14 protein-coding genes, 1 tRNA gene and 1 pseudogene are annotated in these 19,822 nt (G+C 63.0%); 9 read left to right on the top strand and 7 right to left on the bottom strand.

Annotation, left to right across the window (positions count from 1 at the left end):
* Window positions 1-21: 21 nt before the first annotated feature.
* Window positions 22-978: an alcohol dehydrogenase catalytic domain-containing protein gene (locus tag CVV68_RS23145; protein ID WP_245933449.1), complete on the top strand. Its 957-nt coding sequence runs from the start codon at window positions 22-24 to the stop codon at window positions 976-978.
* A gap of 76 nt (window positions 979-1,054) precedes the next feature.
* A complete protein-coding gene (locus CVV68_RS09410; RefSeq protein WP_110500753.1) occupies window positions 1,055-2,581 on the top strand; it encodes an APC family permease in 1,527 nt (508 codons plus the stop codon).
* 136 nt (window positions 2,582-2,717) lie between these two features.
* On the opposite strand, the gene CVV68_RS23450 is transcribed toward CVV68_RS09410, so the two are convergent.
* Window positions 2,718-2,876 carry a hypothetical protein gene (locus CVV68_RS23450; RefSeq protein WP_170133135.1) on the bottom strand — a complete coding sequence of 53 codons (159 nt, stop codon included), beginning with the start codon at window positions 2,874-2,876 and terminating at the stop codon, window positions 2,718-2,720.
* 318 nt (window positions 2,877-3,194) lie between these two features.
* On the opposite strand from CVV68_RS23450, the pseudogene CVV68_RS24915 reads away from it, so the two are divergent.
* Both CVV68_RS24915 and CVV68_RS09400 read left to right on the top strand, forming a co-directional pair.
* A pseudogene (locus tag CVV68_RS24915) lies at window positions 3,195-3,425 on the top strand (acyl-CoA dehydrogenase family protein); the annotation flags it as partial.
* A 76-nt stretch (window positions 3,426-3,501) separates the two neighbouring features.
* Entirely contained in the window at window positions 3,502-4,047 is a 546-nt protein-coding gene (locus CVV68_RS09400) for an acyl-CoA dehydrogenase family protein (protein ID WP_110500752.1), read from the top strand.
* Between the two features lie 120 nt (window positions 4,048-4,167).
* Here CVV68_RS09400 and CVV68_RS09395 read toward each other — a convergent pair whose 3' ends face one another.
* Window positions 4,168-4,836 (bottom strand): GntR family transcriptional regulator, encoded by a 669-nt coding sequence (locus tag CVV68_RS09395; protein ID WP_170133134.1) that lies wholly within the window; start codon window positions 4,834-4,836, stop codon window positions 4,168-4,170.
* 667 nt (window positions 4,837-5,503) lie between these two features.
* The gene (locus CVV68_RS09390; RefSeq protein WP_110500750.1) at window positions 5,504-6,667 is read right to left on the bottom strand and encodes an acyl-CoA dehydrogenase family protein; all 1,164 of its coding nucleotides are present in this window, start codon (window positions 6,665-6,667) and stop codon (window positions 5,504-5,506) included.
* A 222-nt stretch (window positions 6,668-6,889) separates the two neighbouring features.
* On the opposite strand from CVV68_RS09390, the gene CVV68_RS09385 reads away from it, so the two are divergent.
* From CVV68_RS09385 to CVV68_RS09370, 4 genes are all read left to right on the top strand, one after another.
* Window positions 6,890-7,468 carry a MaoC family dehydratase gene (locus CVV68_RS09385; RefSeq protein ID WP_110500749.1) on the top strand — a complete coding sequence of 193 codons (579 nt, stop codon included), beginning with the start codon at window positions 6,890-6,892 and terminating at the stop codon, window positions 7,466-7,468.
* On the top strand, window positions 7,465-8,337 hold the full coding sequence (locus CVV68_RS09380) for an HpcH/HpaI aldolase/citrate lyase family protein (RefSeq protein ID WP_110500748.1): 873 nt from the start codon (window positions 7,465-7,467) through the stop codon (window positions 8,335-8,337). Before CVV68_RS09385 ends, CVV68_RS09380 begins: the two co-directional genes overlap by 4 nt.
* A complete protein-coding gene (locus CVV68_RS09375) occupies window positions 8,334-9,485 on the top strand; it encodes a CaiB/BaiF CoA transferase family protein (protein WP_110500747.1) in 1,152 nt (383 codons plus the stop codon). The genes CVV68_RS09380 and CVV68_RS09375 overlap by 4 nt, the downstream gene beginning before the upstream one ends.
* 65 nt (window positions 9,486-9,550) lie before the next feature.
* Window positions 9,551-10,255 carry a GntR family transcriptional regulator gene (locus tag CVV68_RS09370; protein ID WP_110500746.1) on the top strand — a complete coding sequence of 235 codons (705 nt, stop codon included), beginning with the start codon at window positions 9,551-9,553 and terminating at the stop codon, window positions 10,253-10,255.
* A gap of 487 nt (window positions 10,256-10,742) precedes the next feature.
* Here CVV68_RS09370 and CVV68_RS09365 read toward each other — a convergent pair.
* Window positions 10,743-10,823, bottom strand: a tRNA-Leu gene (locus tag CVV68_RS09365).
* A gap of 187 nt (window positions 10,824-11,010) precedes the next feature.
* Here CVV68_RS09365 and CVV68_RS09360 point away from each other — a divergent pair.
* Window positions 11,011-11,610 (top strand): ANTAR domain-containing response regulator, encoded by a 600-nt coding sequence (locus CVV68_RS09360; RefSeq protein WP_110500745.1) that lies wholly within the window; start codon window positions 11,011-11,013, stop codon window positions 11,608-11,610.
* A gap of 163 nt (window positions 11,611-11,773) precedes the next feature.
* On the opposite strand, the gene pyk is transcribed toward CVV68_RS09360, so the two are convergent.
* The 3 genes from pyk to gltB all read right to left on the bottom strand — a co-directional run bounded on the left by pyk (window position 11,774) and on the right by gltB (window position 19,413).
* Complete coding sequence (gene pyk, locus CVV68_RS09355) at window positions 11,774-13,258, bottom strand: pyruvate kinase (RefSeq protein ID WP_110500744.1); 1,485 nt, start codon at window positions 13,256-13,258, stop codon at window positions 11,774-11,776.
* A 70-nt stretch (window positions 13,259-13,328) separates the two neighbouring features.
* A complete protein-coding gene (locus CVV68_RS09350) occupies window positions 13,329-14,783 on the bottom strand; it encodes a glutamate synthase subunit beta (RefSeq protein WP_110500743.1) in 1,455 nt (484 codons plus the stop codon).
* Window positions 14,776-19,413 (bottom strand): glutamate synthase large subunit, encoded by a 4,638-nt coding sequence (gltB, locus tag CVV68_RS09345; RefSeq protein WP_110500816.1) that lies wholly within the window; start codon window positions 19,411-19,413, stop codon window positions 14,776-14,778. The genes CVV68_RS09350 and gltB overlap by 8 nt, the downstream gene beginning before the upstream one ends.
* Between the last annotated feature and the right edge of the window lie 409 nt (window positions 19,414-19,822).

Raw genomic sequence — 19,822 nt, 5'->3', positions numbered from 1 at the left:
ACGGAGATTGACTTGATCACAGTGCTTGCATCAAAACCCCACGCACAGCTGGAGGTCGTCGAACGCGACATCCCAGTAGCCCAGTTGGCCGGGGAGGAAGTCATAAAAGTTCTAGCCTGTGGTGTCTGCCACTCGGACCTGCATGTTGCCGACGGCGACTTCGGTGGACCATACCCGATCGTCCTTGGCCACGAAGTTGTGGGCGAACACCCCGAACTCGGCCGGGTCCTGCTTTATGCGCCATGGGGTTGTGGGCGCGCCGAGTGCCGCCAGTGCTCGGCCGGATTGGAAATGATCTGCCCCAACGGCCGGGAGGCCGGCGTCGTTTCAGACGGTGGCTACAGCCAATATATGAAAGTGCCCCGACGGGAGTACCTGCTGCCCATCGGCGACATGGACCCCGCTACGACGGCGCCGCTGGCATGCGGCGGACTCACGGCGTTCCGCGCCGTCAAGCGGGCACTGCCCCATCTGCTACGGCCCGGCTCCCGGGCAGTAGTCATCGGCGCCGGCGGGCTGGGTCAATTTGCCATACAGTTTCTCAAGGCCCTGGCCGACGTCGAGCTGACGGTCGTGGATACCAGCGCCGAAAAACTCACCGTGGCCGCAGAACTCGGGGCGGACGTGACATGCAACAGCAACGAACTGCACGGTAAGTACGACGCCGTCATCGACTTCGTGGGCGCCGACGCCACCCTCGCCGCTGCCGCGGCAGCCATAGACCGGCAGGGGATCATCGTCGTCGTCGGACTTTGGGGTGGACGAATCCCCTTCGGCGTCGGCGCGGTCCCTAGTGAGACGGTACTGACCACGAGCATCTGGGGAAGCCTCGAGGACCTTAGAGAGCTCCTCGACTTCGCCCGCGGCCACAAGCTGCAACACAGCATCCAGACGCTCCCCCTTTACCAGGCACAGGAGGCGCACGATTTGCTGCGCTCCGGCAAGATCAAAGGCCGCGCTGTCCTCATCGCGAACTAACCCGCACCGCAGGTCGGCGTCCCAACCTCTTATTCAACACCAACCAATCGGCATAAACACAAGGAAGTGCATCACCATGACTCCACCGGAAGAAACCGTGGCTGTTAGCAGCCCCGGCACCGACTCAACGCCAGAGAATCAGTTGCACCGCAACTCCATGGGTGTAACCGAAATTTGCTTCTTTGTCGTCGCTGCGGCCGCACCCATTGCAGGGATGACCGGCCTGGTCCCGAGCACGATCGTCCTAGGCAACGGCGCCGCCGCCCCAGGGGCGTTCTTGATTGCCGGGATCATGCTGCTGTTCTTTGCCGTCGGCTACGCCACCATGAGTCACCATGTTACGCATGCCGGCGCGTTTTTCGCGTACGTCGGCCGTGGCCTCGGGGCCCCTTGGGGCGTTGCCTCCGCCTTTGTCTCGGTGCTCTCCTACTGCCTTGTCCAGACCGCCATCTACGGCTTTCTAGGTGCGACCGTCTCGGCAAAGATGGCCTCCATTGGCTTCTCGATGCCATGGTGGTTCTGGTGTCTGGTGGCCTTGGCCATCGTTCAGGTGTTTGGCATCCTCAATGTGAACCTCGGGGCCAAGGTCCTGGGCGTGCTCCTGTCCTTGGAACTTCTCTCCATGATCATCACCGGCCTGGCCGTGTTGTTTCATGGCGGGGGGCCGGGCGGGCTGAACATTGCGGCTTCGTTCAGCCCCACCGAAATCTTCAAGGGCGCTCCCGGAGTTGCTTTTGCCTTCGCTTTCGCCGGCTTCATCGGATTCGAGGCCACCGCCATCTACGGCGAGGAAAGCCGCAACCCGAAGAAGACTGTCCCCCGCGCCACCTATGCGGCCGTCATCATCATCACACTCATTTTTGCCCTGACCTCCTTCGCCATCATCTCCGGCGCCGGTTCTGCGGACATCGTAAAAAAGACGCTCGCGTTGACCACGCTCGACGGAACGCCTCTGGCGAACCCGGCGCAGCTGCTCTTCTCTGTGGCCGGCACCTATGTGGGCCCGTGGATGCCAGAACTCATGAGCTGGCTGCTCATCACCAGTCTGTTCGCGGGCGTCCTGGCGTTCCACAACTCGGCAACACGCTACTTCTTCGCCATGGGCCGTTCCGGCCTGCTGCCCGCCAAGCTCGGCACCACTGGCCGTTTCAAGACGCCCGTGCGTGCCTCCGTGCTGCAGACTGCGATTGGCGTGATCACGATCGTGGCTTTCGCCCTGGCTGGCCTGGACCCCGTGGTGACGCTCTTCTACTGGTTCGCCATCACGGCAATCCTAGGGCTGACATTCATTCAGGGCCTGGTGTGCCTGGCCGTCATCCGCTTCTTCCGCGAGACCCGAGCGGATACCCGGCTCTGGAATACGCTCGTAGCACCGCTGCTGGGTTTGGTGTCCATTGTGATCGCAGAGTACCTGTTGCTCTCACGGTTCGGCCTTATCAGTGGAACTGCTGGCACCGACGGACAGCCCTGGGAGATGAACTTCACAGGGTGGGCTCTGGCGGCTCTGCCGTTCGTAGTCTTTGTAGTGGCGCTGGGCTACGGCTTCTGGCTGGAGCACAGGAAGAACAACGACGACGAGTTGGTCAAGGAATTTGTCTCCTAACGCAAACCACCGCGGCGGGGGAAGAACGGCCTCCGCCGCGGGATTACCTTCCCCACGAGCGGGGCGGCCAGACGCGCATGGCCGTCGATGACGGCGCACGGCCGAAAGCGACGGACCCGTCCAGGCCCAATGCCTTTCACGCTGCACGGTTCTTCAGCCCCGGGCGTACTGCTTCGGCGGCCCCGTGCGTGAGGGGAACCAGGATTTGGGTGTTGTCGGCCATGGTGGCTTCCGACCAACCGGAAATGGCGGCATGGAACCTGCTCGGAACGTAGCGGACCGTCAGGCCGGGCACCCATAGGATCTTGCAATATCCGGCGAGACCTTAGATGACAGTGGAAGGAATGGATTTTTCCGCCTGCGAGGTGTCGGTGCGAGCGGCAGCGGCCATGAGTTCTGGCGCAACGCTGAGAACTCGGTCAGGCCAGCGCTGCCGGCCCGGGAGGCTACACGGTGTGCAAGTTCCCAGGCCAGCAAGGCCAGCGCCCGAACCAGGTCCCGGAGGTCCTTGGCCACCGAGTACGGAGGGGTGGGTTACGGGCTAACGGAAGCCAGTCTTATCCTGAAGGAAATCAACCTCTTCGCAGGCCATTCTGAAACCTGTCATGCACTGATGCATGCAATGGGAGCTGTTCTTCCACATGGCAGCGTTGCGTATAAGTTTGCCAACCAGCCCGAGATCGCATCTGGCCGACTTCGACCGGACGCCTTTTCCGTCACCGAGGATACCGCCGGTTCAAACCCCACCAGCATTGAGTCGGAGGCGGTGCGGGATGGGGATGATCTCTTCATCACCGGCCACAAGAACTGGACGAGTCACGTTGACGAGACGGACCTGGTGCTGGTCACGACCCGAATCTCGATCAAGGTAGGCCGAGCACGCCCAGGGGATAGTCCTGACCCTGATAGGCCTGCGCCAGGTGCGCGCGGGGCAAACGGTTACTCGCGAGGTCATCAACGCCCGCACCATGTTCAACCACTCAACGAACCAAATCCACTACCCCAGCATGCGGATGTCGGCCTCGGCCCACATTGCCGAGGTGGACATCGGCGTCCGCAACGTGCTCGAAGCTTTGAACGCCGAGCGTATTCTTCTGGTTTCGGCGGCCGTGCACTACTGGCATTGGTTGACTCATCACGCCCCGGAGCCGGCCAACGGCCGCGAAGTCTTCGGCCGCGAGATCGGTTACAACCAGAGTGTACGATTTCCCATTGCCGACGCATACATGACGATTCGAGCCACAGACTTGATGTGCTTCAAAGCGGCCTGGATTTTCGACACCGTACAGCCATTCGGCACCGAAGCCAACTTGGTCGAGCAATTGGCCTTGGAAGCCAGCTGCCACCAGGCGGCCAACGCTGCCCGGGATACGCACGGCAGCCATGGCTTTGTCGACAAGTACGACATCGAACGCATATTCCGTGAGACACGCATTTTTCAGGTACCCCGGTCGACAACTAAATGATCGAGTCCTTCATTGCCACCAAAGGACTCGGCCTTCCACTCTCGGACCAAAGGACGTCAACGCCGCGTCTGCTACTCGCAATGGAAAATGCCACACGCTCCCGTTGCCCTTCCTGAAAGGTTACAGAGCCGAGTGCGGCCCGTGCAGCGGATGGAGGCCGCGGCCTGCATAGATGTGCTCCTGGACAACTCGACGGGCAAGGTCAGCATCGCCGGACTCGGCAGCTTCAACCAAGGAGCGGTGGCTATCCGCGAAATTGACGGCTTGGCCCTTCTCAAGGATATCTGCCCAGACACGAATACCGATTCCGGTTTGCCAGTTGACGTCGAACATACGCAGCAAGAACTCGTTGTCAAGGGCCTCAACCGTAGCACGGTGAATCGCCTTATTGACCTGAAACACCTCCATTGCCGTTGTCTGAGGTAACTCGACCAGCTCCTCGAACGCATGCCGCAAGAAAGCCGCTGCAGAGCCACCGCGGCGCGCAACCTCGGCAAGGACATAGGGCTCGATTGCAGCACGCCCTTCATACTGTTTGTCCAACTCGGAGTCGCTCAACTCACGCACCACGTACCCCCTGCGGCCGTGGGGTTCAATCACCCGTTCCATTTCAAGGCGATGCAGCGCCTCACGCACGGGCGTGCGGCTGATGCCCAGCGCTTCGGCGAGCTCGTCCATAAGCAACCGCGTTCCCGGCCGCAGGTCTTGCGAGAGGACCCCCCCGGCAATCTGGGCATAGGCAGCATCAGCCAGCGTCACCCTGTCAATGGCAATCTTTTTGATTTCCACTTGCACCTCCTCGCTCTAGCGTACAGACTCGTAACAATAATCGAATTTACGTATACCGTATTCGAATACTATACCGTGAACACGCCGATCGTGGGTGCACGAAATAGATTGCACACCGCGTCCATTGGGCTACCGCCGCCTATAGCCCGACCTCCAAAAATTTTGGCGGTACGTCGTCTGCTGCCGGGGTTCTTCCCTGACTCCGGAAAGGGCCAGGTAGAAGTAGGTGTCGAAACGCTTTGGACGTCCGGGATCGGTGACCCAGTTGGCGCATGGTCGAAATGATACGGCTGGGGGCAGGAGTCCCGTTTCTTCTTGCATTTCCCGTCGCGCAGCGCACAGCAAGGTCCCTGCCACAACGCGCGGGGTCGTCGCCTCCGTGTCCGATGTCCGTTGAGTGCCAGGCCGCGGCGTGCTGGATGACGGCGTCGGGTGGGTGCTCGCCGTCCGTATCGCCGCACCGGTCCCCTGAATCGGTCTTGCCACCTGGGGAGACGACCATTCCGGCGGCGAAGTCCATGGTCGACGCCTGATGCTGAACAAACGCCTCGACGCCCATCGCTCCGGGGCGCAAAAGAATGACACTGGCCGCCAGCCGTATTTCTGGGGACGGCTCGATGAAGTGCTGCATGGCAGACCTCTTTTTTGGGCATTGGCCCGTCGGAGCTTAGTACGACCGTGGCAGGCCGAGGACCTTGGTGCCGATGAACGCCTTGATCAGGTTGTTGTTGACGGGGGCAACCTGGTACATGCGTGTCTCGCGGAATTTCCGTTCGACGTCGTAGGCATCCACGAAGCCGTAGCCTCCGTGCGTGTCGAGGCAAATGTTCGCGGCGGCCCAGCTTGCTTCCGAAGAGAGATGCTTGGCCATGTTGGCTTCGGCTCCACACGGTTCGCCTGCGTCGAAGAGCCGAGCGGCTTCATAGCGCATCATGTCCGCGGCACGGACCTTCATGTACGCATCGACTATGGGGAACTGCACACCCTGGTTGGCGCCGATCTTGCGTCCAAAGACTTCCCGGTTGTTGGCATAGTTGGTGGCTGTCGTTGTGAACCAGTAGCCGTCACCAATTGCTTCAGCGGCAAGTAGGATTCGCTCTGCGTTCCAACCGTCGATCACGTAACGGAAGCCTTTGTCTACCTGCCCCACGACGGCGGAGGACGGGACCCGCATGCCTCGGTAGAACACCTGGTTCGTGGCGTAGTTGAACATTGTGCGAACGGGAACGATCTTCAGGGCGTCCGGTTGTTCGGAACGGACCTGACGGAGGTCCACGAGGAACAGTGTCAGGCCGCTTGTCTTGTCCTCTCCCTTGGCCGAGGTGCGGGCCAGCACCAGTGCGAGGTCCGAATCTTCGATCCGACTGGTCCAGTTCTTGTGGCCGGTGATAATGAAATCATCCCCGTCCCGCACCGCCTCCGTCTCGATGCTGGTGGTGTCCGAGCCAGCCTTCTCCTCTGTGATGGAGAATGCTTGCAAACGCAGCTTCCCGGCGGCGATCTGTGGCAGGTAGTCATGTTTTTGCTGTTCGGTTCCATGACGGAGCACCGCGCCCATGGTGTACATCTGCGCGTGGCAGGCGGCAGAGTGCCCACCTGACTTGTTGATCTCTTCCATGATGACGCTGGCCTCGGTGAGACCGAGTCCGAGCCCGCCAAACTCCGTGGGGATCAGTGCGGAGAGCAAGCCCGCCTCCGTAAGGGTGTCCACGAACTCCTGCGGGTAACTTCGGTTGCGGTCCGCCTCTTGCCAGTAATCCCCCGGGAACTGTGCGCACAGGGCACGGGTTTGTTCGCGGATCTCTTCAAGTCGGGCGTTTGTGGTTGCCATTGTGGCTCCTTTGACGGTCGTGTTCGACACTCTTTAGCCAAATAATACATAATATATTCTACTGTTGCAAGAGTCTGATCTAGCGAATTTTCATGGTCTATATGTGCGTTTTAACTGTTGACATCAGGGATCTTCCGCGAGATGCTGGCATGGATACAGAATATATTTGAAGGAGTTGTGCCGACTTCATCGGACACCTTCCAATGAACGCAAGGAGCGGCGATGACGGCGGGAAGCGAACGGAACGCGAGCGTACAGACAGACACGGCAACGCAGGTGGTGCCTGGTTGGACAGGGCGCCTGTTTGAGGATTTCTCGGTGGGAGACATCTACTACCACCCGTTTGGTAAGACGGTCACCCAGGCAGACAACCAGAACTTCACCCTGATGACGCAGAATGTCGCCAAGACCCATGTTGACGCCAACTTCGCGAAGAGTACCGAGTTTGGCCTGCCCCTGGTCAACTCCACTTTCACGCTGGCACTGGTCACCGGACAGTCCACGATCGACCTGTCCATGAACGTATTTGCCAACATGGGCTGGGATGAAGTCCGGATGCCAAAGCCCGTCTTCGAAGGCGACACCATCTATGCGCGTTCCAAAGTCCTTGCCGTTCGGGAGTCCAAGTCACGTCCCACCCTGGGCCTGGTCACGGTGGCCACAGAGGGATTCAACCAGGACGGCATCATCGTGATCAGCTACCGCCGCACGTTCATGGTCTACCGAGAGGGGTACCTGCCATCTGTGGAAGGTGCCCGGCCGGACGAATCAACGCTTCCGAACGTCGAGGACTTTCAGTGAGTCTGGACGTCCTGGCCACCGGCACTGAGATTGCCACCCGTGCCGTTACTGCGTTGTTCGTCCCCGGCGACAGGCCCGAAAGGTTCGCCAAAGCGGCGGCTGCCGGTCCCGACGTCGTCATCATTGACCTTGAGGATGCTGTCGCCCCAGCTGCCAAAGAGGCGGCCCTGTCAGCTGCACTTGCCGCCCTCGCAGCAACCGACGATGAAGATACCCGGTTACGTGCACTGGTGCGGGTAAACCCGATAGATTCCCCACGCCATAGCGCAGAAAGAGCCGCTTTGCTTGCCCTGGCGCAGACTTCCGGCCATGGCCTTCTGGGCATCATGGTGCCCAAAGCCGAAGACCCCGTCCGGCTGCATGGGCTGTCAGCGGACCTGCCGGCCGGCCTCGCATTGATTCCGTTGGTCGAATCTGCGACTGGCCTGGTCAATGCCCTTGAGCTGGCAAGAGTTTCCGGCGTCACAAGGCTGGCCTTCGGAGCCATCGACTTTGCCTTGGACATCGATGCCGGGGACAGCGACCGGTTCTTGGACCATGCGCGATCGCAGCTGGTGGTTGCCTCCCGCGCGGCGGGGATAGCGGCTCCATGGGACTCCCCTACGACAGACATTAAGGACACCGTCAAGGTGGCCGGTTCCGCTTCCCTGGGTCGCGGCTTCGGATTCGGCGGCAAGCTGTGCATCCACCCCGCCCAGCTGGGCGCTGTTCATGAGGCCTTTGCCCCAACGGCCGAGGAAGTCGAGTGGGCGCACTCAGTGATCGGCGCCGAGGGCGGAGCCGCCCAAGTGGACGGACAAATGATTGACCGCCCCGTGACCGAACGGGCCAAACGGATTCTAGTACGAGCAGGAGCGGAACAATCATGAGCGCATTGCCTTTGGCGGGACTTACCGTAGTATCCCTGGAACAGGCTGTGGCGGCACCGTTCGCCACGAGACAACTCGCGGATTTGGGCGCGCGCGTCATCAAGGTGGAACGGGATACGGGCGACTTCGCCCGCGGCTATGACACCAAGGTCCACGGCATGGCCAGCTATTTCGTCTGGCTCAACCGGAGCAAGGAAAGCATCGTCCTGGACTTGAAGTCAGAGCACGGACTGGTGGTTTTAAGGAAGCTGGTCTCAGAAGCTGACGTCTTGGTCCAAAACCTGGCCCCGGGCGCCGTCGAACGCCTGGGCCTGGGCGCCGATGACGCACTGGCCTTGAATCCCCGCCTCATTCACGCATCCATCTCCGGCTACGGCCATGGTGGATCCTATGAACAGAAAAAGGCCTACGACCTCCTAGTCCAGTGCGAGGCGGGTTTGCTCAGCGTCACCGGCACACCGGAGTCACCGGCAAAGGTCGGGGTGTCCATTGCGGACATCTGCGCCGGGATGTACACGTATTCCGGCATCCTCACCTCCCTCATCCAGCGTGGCAGCACAGGGCGCGGCGACGTACTGGAAATCTCCATGCTCGAAGCCCTCGGCGAATGGATGGGCCAGCCCTACTTTTATGCCGAATACGGTGGCACACAACAGCCACGCAGTGGTGCCGAGCACGCGACGATCGCCCCCTACGGGCCATTTGGGGCCAGTGACGGAACGGTCTTCTTCAGCGTCCAGAATGAACGGGAATGGGCTACGTTCTGCGACACGGTCCTTCAGCAGCCCGAGTTGTCCACCGATCCCCTGTTTGCCGGCACCGCTCTGAGGGTCCTCAACCGGCCGCTCCTGCATGAGAAGATCAACTCCGTCCTGACTGTGCTCCCGACCGCAGATGTTTTGGCCCGCCTCGATGCGGCGAGCATCGCCAACGCCCAGCTGCGGGACATGCATGAGTTTGCGGCCCACCCCCAGCTCGCCGCCCGGAACCGCTGGCGCAATGTTGACTCGCCCGTTGGTCCGCTGCGCAGCTTGATCCCACCCGTCTCCTCCCGGGAGGCAGACTTCCGAATGGACCCAGTTCCGGCACTCGGTGAGCACACGGACAAGATCCTTGCAGAATTGGGCCTGGCCACCCTGCCCAACTGACCGAAGTTAGCGCTTACATGCAGTATTTTGGAGACTGAACATTCAGCAGAAAGTGATGGCCGACCATGATCAGCCGCAAACCGCAGCTACGGGCCCGCCCGCAACTGAGCGATGAAGCATCGGCCTACGTCCGGGGCCTCATCATGTCCGGTGAGTTTCACCCCGGCGCACCGGTCCGCCCGGAGGTCATCGGGGAGGCTCTGGGCATCTCCACCACGCCGGCCCGCGAGGCTTTGCAGACCTTGCGCGTGGAAGGATTCCTTGATTTGGTCCCTCGCCAAGGGTTCCTCGTCGCCTCGCTTACAGGCAAGGACATCCGCGACCTGTTCCAGGTCCAGGCGCTGATCGGCGGCGAATTGGCAGCCCGCTCGGCAGTTATTGCCGGTGGCGAAGAAATAGCCGAACTCGATGCACTGCACCACGAGATGATTGCGGCCGCCAAACGTAACGACCATGCGCTCCTTGAAGAGAAGAACCACGCATTCCACCGCGAAATCAACCTGCTAGCCGATTCCCGCAAGATCGTGTGGGCGCTGGGGCTGATTACGCGCTATGTACCGCGGCAGTTTTACTCAACGATCCACGGCTGGCCGCAGGCCACCGTGGACGACCATGCCGATGTGCTGGAAGGGATCCGCGCAAAAGACCCGGAACGGGCCCGCACTGCCATGCAGGCGCACATTGCGCATGCCGGCGAGCTGCTGGCGCAGCACTTTGATGAACGCATGGCCAAGGGGTCCGAGGCAGACGCCGCTGCGCAGTCTGCCTGACTCAGGTGACTGTGGCCCTCTAACCGACTTTGTGCTTAGCCTGTCGTTTTTCGCCCCGACCCCGACCGTTAAGGGCCAAAACCTGTAATGGGGTGCGCGAGCGACCACCCACATCTCCGACGCATCACATAGCAGGGACCTGCCCGCTCCCCCGGACTTAAAAGTTTCCAGGCACCGGAATTTCCTTGAATTCCACAGCTGATACAGCGCGCCACGCAGTACGAGAGCGACATTGTCAGGGGCATCATCAAAGCAGTTAGACCAGAGGTCTCGAAGTTCAGCGGGCTGATCGCGTAAATACTCACGTCGTCTAGCTTCAGACGAACCATGAACAGGTGTACGTAAAATCGGCCCCATGACGAGAACGGAATTAACACTGTACAACCGTAAAGTCAGGACTGGATATTCATCCGGCCCGCTGCTTATATCCGTTGACAAAATCAACGTCAGTTAAGCGCTTGAAACGTTCTGACCTGCGGTAATACGGTGCCCGAGGTGGGACTCGAACCCACACACCTCTCGATACTGCATTTTGAGTGCAGCGCGTCTGCCATTCCGCCACTCGGGCCTATGCAATGGGCCCGAATGGACTCCGTTACAAAGATCACGCGCCCGTTCGTGAATCGCTTGACGAACGAGTGCGCGAAACAACTCTACATGCAGATAGGCTGTTTTGTAGAACCAGTGCCACCCGCGCGCCCCGGCTTCGGAATCACGTGTCCGAACCCGCACCAACAGCTTCCAAGGAGCCCTTAGTGTCCGAACAATCGGAATCCACCACCACCCCTGCACGCCGCGTCATTGTCGCTGAGGATGAGACCTTGATCCGGCTGGACATCATGGAGATCCTGCGCGGCGAGGGCTATGACGTGGTTGGCGAGGCCGACAACGGTGAAAAGGCTGTGCAGCTTGCCAAGGAACTCAAGCCCGACCTGGTCCTGATGGACGTCAAGATGCCCGTCATGGACGGCATCACCGCCGCCGAACAAATCGTCAAGGCCCGCATCGCGCCCGTCGTCCTGCTGACAGCGTTCAGCCAGAAGGAACTCGTCGAGCGTGCCCGCGACGCCGGCGCCATGGCCTACGTCGTCAAGCCCTTCACCCCCGCCGACCTCATCCCGGCACTTGAAATCGCACTGTCCCGCCACGAGGAAATCAAGGCCCTGGAAAATGAGGTTTCCGACCTCCAGGAGCAGTTCGCCACCCGCAAGCTCGTAGAGCGCGCCAAGAGCCTGCTCACCACCAAGATGGGCCTGACCGAGCCGGAAGCGTTCCGCTGGATCCAAAAGACCTCCATGGACCGCCGCCTGAGCATGCGCGAGGTCGCCGAAACCATCATCAACCAGGTCAACTAGCAGGGCCTCGAGAGGCTTTTCCACTGCTTAAAGCTCGACGCCGGCACCCACCCAGGGTGCCGGCGTCGAGCTTTTAACATGGTTGCGTTAAAAACTAAGACGCACTTGTTGCTGAAAACAAGCTCGAATTCAGCAACAAGTGCGTCTCAGTTGGGACAGGGTGTTAAGCGGTCGGCCAGGGGCCAACCTTTTCCTTGTTCAACGGCTGGCCGTCCGGGCCCCGGCCGATGTCGGCGAGGTCGCCCACCTTGTGGACCTTGACCAGGTTCGTGGAACCGGCCTGTCCGGGAGGGGACCCGGCGGCGATGACCACCAATTCGCCTTCGGAAACCAGGCCCTTCTCCAGCAGCGTGCGGTCAACCTGTTCGGTCATGGCGTCGGTGTGGGCCACCATGGGCACCAGGACGGGCTCAATGCCCCAGGTCAGCGCCAGCTGGTTGCGGACCTGCTCCACCGGGGTGAAGGCAAAGACCTGCTTGGCCGGGCGCAGGCGGGAGAGCCGGCGCGCCGAGTCACCGGACTGCGTGAACGTGGCGATGTACTTCGCGTCGAGCTGGTCGGCGATCTGCACGGCCGCCGCCGTGATGACGCCGCCGCGGGTCTTCGGCTCGGAGCCGAGCGTCGGGATGCGCTTGAGGCCGTCCTTTTCGGTGGCCTCGATGATGCGCGCCATCGTCTTGACCGTCTCGATCGGGAACGCGCCAACACTGGTCTCGCCGGAGAGCATGACTGCATCGGCGCCGTCGAGCACGGCATTGGCGCAGTCCGAGGCCTCGGCGCGCGTGGGGCGCGGGTTTTCAATCATGGATTCCAGCACCTGCGTCGCCACGATGACGGGCTTGGCCCAGCGGCGTGCCATTTCAACGCAGCGCTTCTGCACCAGCGGCACGTCTTCGAGCGGGAGCTCCACGCCCAGGTCGCCACGGGCCACCATGATCGCGTCAAAGGCATCCACGATGGCTTCGAGGTGGTCCACCGCCTGCGGCTTCTCAATCTTGGCGATCACCGGAACGCGGCGCCCGGCCTCGTCCATGATCTCGTGGACGCGCTTGATGTCCGAAGCGTCGCGGACGAAGGACAGGGCCACCATGTCAACGCCGCACTCCAGCGCCCAGCGCAGGTCCGACTCGTCCTTTTCGCTCAGGGCGGGCACGTTGACTGCGACACCGGGCAGGTTGATGCCCTTGTTGTTGGACACCTTGCCGGGGACGGTCACCACGGTGACCACCTTGACTTTGTCGACGGCGGTAGCGCGCACGGAAACCTTGCCGTCGTCGATGAGCATGGTGTCGCCCACCTGGACGTCTTCGGTCAGCGACTTCAGCGTGGTGGAGCAGATGTCCTTGGTGCCGGGGACGTCCTCGGTGGTGATGGTGAAGACATCGCCCACCGCCAGGTCGTAGCCCGTGCCGTTCGCGAACCGGCCCAGACGGATCTTGGGCCCCTGCAGATCGGCCATGATGGCCACCGTCTTGTGCAGTTCCGCGGCGGCCTTGCGCACGTTTTCGTACGTGCTCTGGTGCACGGTGTAGTCGCCATGGCTCATGTTCATGCGGGCTACATTGACGCCGGCATCGAGCACGGCCAGGGTGTTCTCATAACTGGCGATGGCCGGCCCGAATGTGGCCACAATTTTTGCGCGTCTCAATTTACCTGCCTATTGGTGTGGTTTGTCAGTGGAAATCTTTGGTCCCTGGTTCCAGCCTAGTGGTTAGCCGCTAAACACCGATAGCCGAATCACTGGGTGAGACTGGGGCGGGAAGGAAAGTCTCCCCCATCAGGAACTTGTCAACCGCCGCGGCACAGGCCCGCCCTTCGGCAATGGCCCACACAATCAGCGACTGACCGCGCCCGGCGTCGCCGGCCGCGAACACACCCGTCCGGCTCGTCATGTAATAGCCGTCCCGGCCCACGTTGGAGCGGGCGTCCAACTCAACGGGCAGCTGGTGCGTCAATTCCGCCGTCTCCGGGCCGGTGAAGCCCAGCGAGAGCAGGACCAGATCCGCCGGAATGGTCCGCTCGGTGCCTTCCCTGGGCACGCGCCGCCCGTCCACATACTCGGTCTCGGCAATCTTCAGCCCGGTCAGCACGCCATTTTCACCGAGGAATTCCACACTGGAGGCCAGGAACGTGCGCTCCCCGCCTTCCTCATGCGCGCTGGCCACCTCAAACAGGTTCGGGAACGTCGGCCACGGTTGGGCGGAGGTGCGCTCCGGCGGCGGCTGCCTGCCAATGGCCAGCGTGGTCACCGACGCCGCCTGCTGCCGGTGTGCCGTACCCAGGCAGTCCGCCCCGGTGTCGCCGCCGCCGAGGATCACCACGTGCTTGCCGTGGGCATCGATCTGCTGACCAACCACGTCGCCGGCCACCACCTTGTTGGACTGCACCAGGTAGTCCATGGCAAAGTGCACGCCTTTAAGCGCACGGCCCGGAATGGGCAGGTCCCGCGGCACCGTGGCACCCGTGCACACCACGACGGCGTCGTAGCGCCTGCGCAATTCCTCCCACCCAATGTCTTTGCCCACCTCGACGCCGGTGCGGAAGCGGGTGCCTTCGGCCGCCATTTGCTCCAGCCGGCGGTCCAGCGTGTCCTTCTCCAGCTTGAAGTCCGGAATGCCGTACCGCAGCAGCCCGCCAATCCTGTCGTCACGTTCGTACACCGCGACAGTGTGCCCCGTGCGCGTGAGCTGCTGCGCCACGGCCATGCCGGCGGGGCCGGAACCTACGACGGCGACGGTCTTGCCCGTGAGCCGCGCCGGCGGCAGCGGGTGGACCCAGTCCTGGGCGAACGCCTCGTCAATGATGGAGACCTCCACCTGCTTGATGGTGACGGCCGGCTGGTTGATGCCCAGCACGCACGCGGTCTCACACGGTGCCGGGCAGAGCCGGCCGGTGAATTCCGGGAAGTTGTTGGTGGAGTGCAGCCGCTCAATGGCCTCCTGGCCCTTGTCCCGCCACGTGAGGTCGTTCCACTCCGGGATGAGGTTGCCCAGCGGACAGCCCTGGTGGCAGAACGGCACACCGCAGTCCATGCAGCGGCCGGCCTGCGCCCGCAGCACGCCCTTTTCCTGGGACTCGTACACTTCCTTCCAGTCCATGATGCGGACCGGGACGGGCCTGCGCGTTTGCGTGATGCGTTCCCGATTCTTCAAAAAACCGCGGGGATCAGCCACCGGTAACCTCCAAAATTTTCTGCCAGACGGTGTCGCCGTCGGGGTCCTCCCCAAGCCCGGCTGCTGCCAGGCGGGTTTCCAAAACTGCTGCGTAGTCCCGCGGCAGTGCCTTCGTCAGGCGGGCCAGCGTCGCGGGGAAGTCGGCCAGCAGTGCGGCTGCCACCACCGAACCCGTCTCGTTCCGGTGCTTCACCAGGAGTGCGTGCACAATGTCCGCGTCGCCGGCGTCGGGCGCCAGGAGCTGCAGTTCCCCCGAGTCCAGCGCCGCCTTGTTGACGTTGCTGGCCTGAAGGTCCAGGACATAGGCGGTGCCGCCGGACATCCCGGCGCCAAAGTTGCGCCCGGTGGGCCCAATGATCAGTGCCTGCCCACCGGTCATGTACTCGCAGCCGTGGTCGCCAATTCCCTCCACCACTGCAATGGCGCCGGAGTTGCGGACCAGGAAGCGTTCGCCCACCTGGCCGCGCAGGAACATCTCCCCGCTCGTGGCGCCGTAGCCGATCACATTGCCGGCAATCACGTTCTCTTCCGCCGTGAACGGGTTGGCGCGGTCGGGCTGGACCGTGATGCGCCCGCCGGAGAGCCCCTTGCCCACGTAGTCGTTGGCGTCGCCGTACAGCCTCAGCGTGATGCCGGCCGGCAGGAACGCGCCCAGCGACTGCCCCGCCTGGCCTGTCAGCGTGACGTCGATGGTGTCCGGCCCCAGCACGTCGATGCCAAACGTCTTCGTAACGTGCCAGCCCAGCATCGTGCCCACGGAGCGGTCCGTGTTGACCACCGGGACGCTGATGCGCACGGGCGCCCGGTCCGCCAGGGCCTCGGCGCTCATGGCCACCAGTTGCTGGTCAAAGTGCTTCTCCAGCTCATGGTTCTGCGTGGTCAGGCTGCGCACCGGCACCGCTGCGGGAACGCCGGCGTCGGAAATGATGGGCGAAAGATCCAGGCCCGCGGTCTTCCAGTGGTTCACGGCGTCCAGGGTGTCCAGCACGCCGCCCTGGCCGATGGCCTCCTCCAGCGTCCGGAAGCCAAGTTCCGCCAGAATCTCGCGGACCTCCTGCGCCAGGAATTCAAAGAAGTTCACCACAAATTCGGGCTTGCCGCTAAATCGCCGGCGCAGCTCCGGGTTTTGCGTGGCGACGCCCACCGGGCAGGTGTCCAAGTGGCACACGCGCATCATGACGCAGCCGGACACCACCAGCGGTGCCGTGGCGAAACCGTATTCCTCGGCTCCCAGCAGCGCGGCCACCACCACGTCGCGCCCGGTTTTCAGCTGCCCGTCCACCTGCACCACCACGCGGTCGCGCAGCCCGTTCAGACGCAGCGTCTGCTGCGTCTCCGCCAGTCCAAGCTCCCACGGCATGCCGGCATGCTTGAGCGAGTTCAGCGGGCTGGCGCCAGTGCCGCCGTCGTGCCCGGACACCAGCACGACGTCGGCCTTGGCCTTGGTCACGCCGGAGGCCACCGTGCCAATCCCCATCTCGGAGACCAGCTTCACATGGACACGGGCTTCCGGGTTGGCGCGCTTGAGGTCGTAGATCAGCTGCGCCAGGTCCTCGATCGAGTAGATGTCGTGGTGCGGGGGCGGGGAGATGAGCCCGACGCCGGGTGTGGAGTGCCGCGTCTCGGCAATCCACGGGTACACCTTTTTGGCCATGAGCTGGCCGCCCTCGCCGGGCTTGGCGCCCTGGGCCATTTTGATCTGGATGTCTGTCGCGTTGGTCAGGTAGAGGCTGGTGACGCCGAAGCGGCCGGAGGCCACCTGCTTGATGGCGGAGCGGCGTTCCGGGTCCAGCAGGCGGTCCACATCTTCGCCACCCTCGCCGGTGTTGGACTTGGCGCCAAGGCGGTTCATGGCGATGGCCAAGGTCTCGTGCGCCTCCTGGGAGATGGAACCGTAGCTCATGGCTCCGGTGGAGAACCGTTTCACGATGCTGCTGACCGGCTCCACTTCCTCCAGCGGAACCGGCGGGCGCACGCCGTCCTTGAACTTCAGCAGCCCCCGGAACGTCATGAGGTTGCTGGCCTGGTCGTCGATGCCCTGCGTGTATTTCTTGAAGATGTCGTAGCGGCGTTCCCGCGTGGCGTGCTGCAGGCGGAACACGGTGTCCGGGTTGAACAGGTGCGGCTCGCCGTCGCGGCGCCACTGGTACTCGCCGCCGCCGGCCAGCGGCTGGTGCGGAACATCGACGCCGTCGACCGGATACGCCTGCGTGTGCCGGGCACCGACCTCGGCGGCGATGACGTCCAGGCCGACGCCGCCGAGCTGGGAGACCGTGCCGGTGAAGTATTCGTTGACCAGTTCCTGCGAAAGCCCCAGCGCCTCAAAGGTCTGCGCGCCGCAGTAGGACGCCACGGTGGAAATGCCCATCTTGGACATGATCTTCAGGACGCCCTTGCCCAGGCCCTTGATCAGGTTGTAAACGGCCTGGCCTGCGCTGACCCCCGCGATGTCGCCGTTGCGGACCAGCTCCTCGACGGATTCCATGGCCAGGTACGGGTTGACGGCCGCCGCTCCGTAGCCGATCAGCACGGCCACATGGTGGACCTCGCGAACGTCGCCGGCCTCCACCACCAAGGAGACCTTGGTGCGGTTGGAACTGCGCAGCAGGTGGTGGTGGACGGCACTGAGGAGCAGCAGCGACGGGATGGGCGCCCAGGCTGCCGAGGAGTCGCGGTCGGAGAGGACCACGTACTGCACGCCCCGGTTGATGGCGCCGGACACCTGCTCACAGATCTCGGTGAGTCGGGCGCGCAGGGCAGCCTCGCCGCCGTCGAACTTGTACAGCCCGCGCACCTTCATGGCGATGCGCTCCCCGCCGGTGCCGTCCGCGTTGGCGGGGCTTTCCAGGTTGGCGATCTTTGCCAGCTCGTCGTTGTTGATCACGGGAAAGGTCAGCGCCAGCTGCGGCATCCTGACCTTGGCGCGGGAGAGCAGATTGCCCTGCGGGCCGATCGCCGTGTTCAGGGAGGTGACAAGCTCCTCGCGGATGGAGTCCAGCGGCGGGTTGGTGACCTGGGCGAAGGACTGCACAAAGTAGTCAAAGAGCAGGCGCGGGCGCTTGGACAGCACGGCCACGGGAGTGTCGGTGCCCATGGCGCCCAGCGGCTCGCCGCCGGTCTGGGCCATGGGGCCGAGCAGGATCTTCAGCTCCTCGGTGGTGTAGCCGAAGGTACGCTGGCGGTGGACGATTGAGGCAGCGGTGTGCACCACGTGCTCGCGCTCCGGCAGCTCGGCCAGGCGGATGGTGTTTTCCTTCACCCATGCGGCCCAGGGGTTCGCCGCGGCGAGCTGGTTCTTGATCTCCTCGTCGCGGATGAGGCGGCCGTTTTCGGTGTCCACCACGAACATCTTTCCGGGCGCAACGCGCCCCTTTTCCACGATCCTTTCCGGGGCGATGTCCAGCACGCCCACCTCGGAGGCGAAGACGACCAGTCCGTCGTCGGTCACCCAGTACCGGCAGGGGCGCAGCCCGTTGCGGTCCAGCGTGGCGCCCACCTGGGTGCCATCGGTGAACGAGACCGCCGCCGGCCCGTCCCACGGCTCCATCATGAGGGAGTGGTATTCATAGAACGCCTTGCGGTCCGGGTCCATCGTCGCGTGGTTTTCCCAGGCTTCCGGGATCATCATCATGACGGCCTCGGTAATGGGACGTCCGGAGAGCCACAGCAGTTCGGCCACCTCGTCAAAGGAGGCGGAGTCGGAGGCGCCGGGGGTGCAGATCGGGAACAGTTCCTCCGGGGCGTCGCCCAGCAGCGGGTGGGACAGCGTGGACTGCCGGGCGCGCATCCAGTTCCGGTTCCCCTTGACCGTGTTGATTTCGCCGTTGTGGGCGATGGTCCTGAACGGCTGGGCCAGCGGCCACGACGGGAAGGTGTTGGTGGAGAAGCGCGAGTGCACCACGGCCAGCAGTGTCTTGAAGCGTTCATCGGAAAGGTCCGGGTAGAACGGCTCCACCTGGGCCGTGGTCAGCATGCCCTTGTAGACGATGGTCTTGGAGGACAGCGACGGGAAGTACACGCCGAACTTGTGCTGGGCACGCTTGCGCAGCCGGAACGCCTTGGCATCGAGGAGGCTGGCCTCGCTCTTCGCGGCCCCCGGCTCCGTTTCCGCAGCGGCGTCACGCTGTGCAACGAACAACTGGCTGAAGTGCGGCATGCAGGCCCGCGCGCTCGGGCCCACCAGGTCGGCGACAACGGGCACCTCGCGCCAGCCGAGCACGTCCAGGCCCTCACGCTCGGCCAGCGCCTCAATGCCTGCACGGGTGGCTGCCTGTTCCTTGGGTTCAGTGGGCAGGAATGCGGTTCCGACGGCGTAGTCCCCCGCCGGCGGCAGCTCAAGGCCCGTGACGGCCCGGAAGAATTCGTCAGGGACCTGCACCAGGATCCCGGCGCCGTCGCCGGTTCCCTCGTCGGCGCCGACGGCGCCGCGGTGCTCAAGGTTGCGCAGTGCCGTCAGGGCGTTCTGGACGATGTCGTGGCCGGGGGTGCCGCGCAGGGTGGCCACGATGGCCAACCCGCAGGCATCCTTTTCTGTCTCAGGGCGGTACAGCCCGGACTGTTCCGGCAGGGCGGCGAAGCGCGTGAAGGGCGAAAGCACCCGCTCGGCGGGCTGCTGTGAAGTGCGAGTCATGACGGTGAAGTCCTTCCCCTGGTCGAGCGGTGAGTGGGGACGACGATGGCCCTTGGCGACCGGGGCGGATTCCCCGGGAAGCAGATCTAGTTTGTAACCGTGGTGTTTCGCGGCCGAACACTGTGTCAGCACATCCGGAAGGTTGTTCCATGGTGCAATTGCACAAATGGGCCCGGCAGTATTCCGACCCGGTGTGCGCGGCGATTTTCACTATATAGGGAAACAAATGGTGGTGAATACATCCATCTTGCATCATGAACACATATGCATGATCAGTAGTAATTTCGGTAACATGCGCCTGGACCGAGGAGGCGACCCACCGGCCACGGGATCCCTTTTCGCTGAGACCCTCTCTAAAGCCGTGGCCAACTCGCGGGATGCCGCAGAAGATACGCCGCCCCCGTGGGTT

It is taken from the genome of Arthrobacter livingstonensis (assembly GCF_003219815.1).
Lineage (GTDB): Bacteria > Actinomycetota > Actinomycetes > Actinomycetales > Micrococcaceae > Specibacter > Specibacter livingstonensis.
The sequence above is the reverse complement of the archived record's forward strand: the minus strand, read 5'-3'. Positions and strand labels throughout refer to the sequence as shown.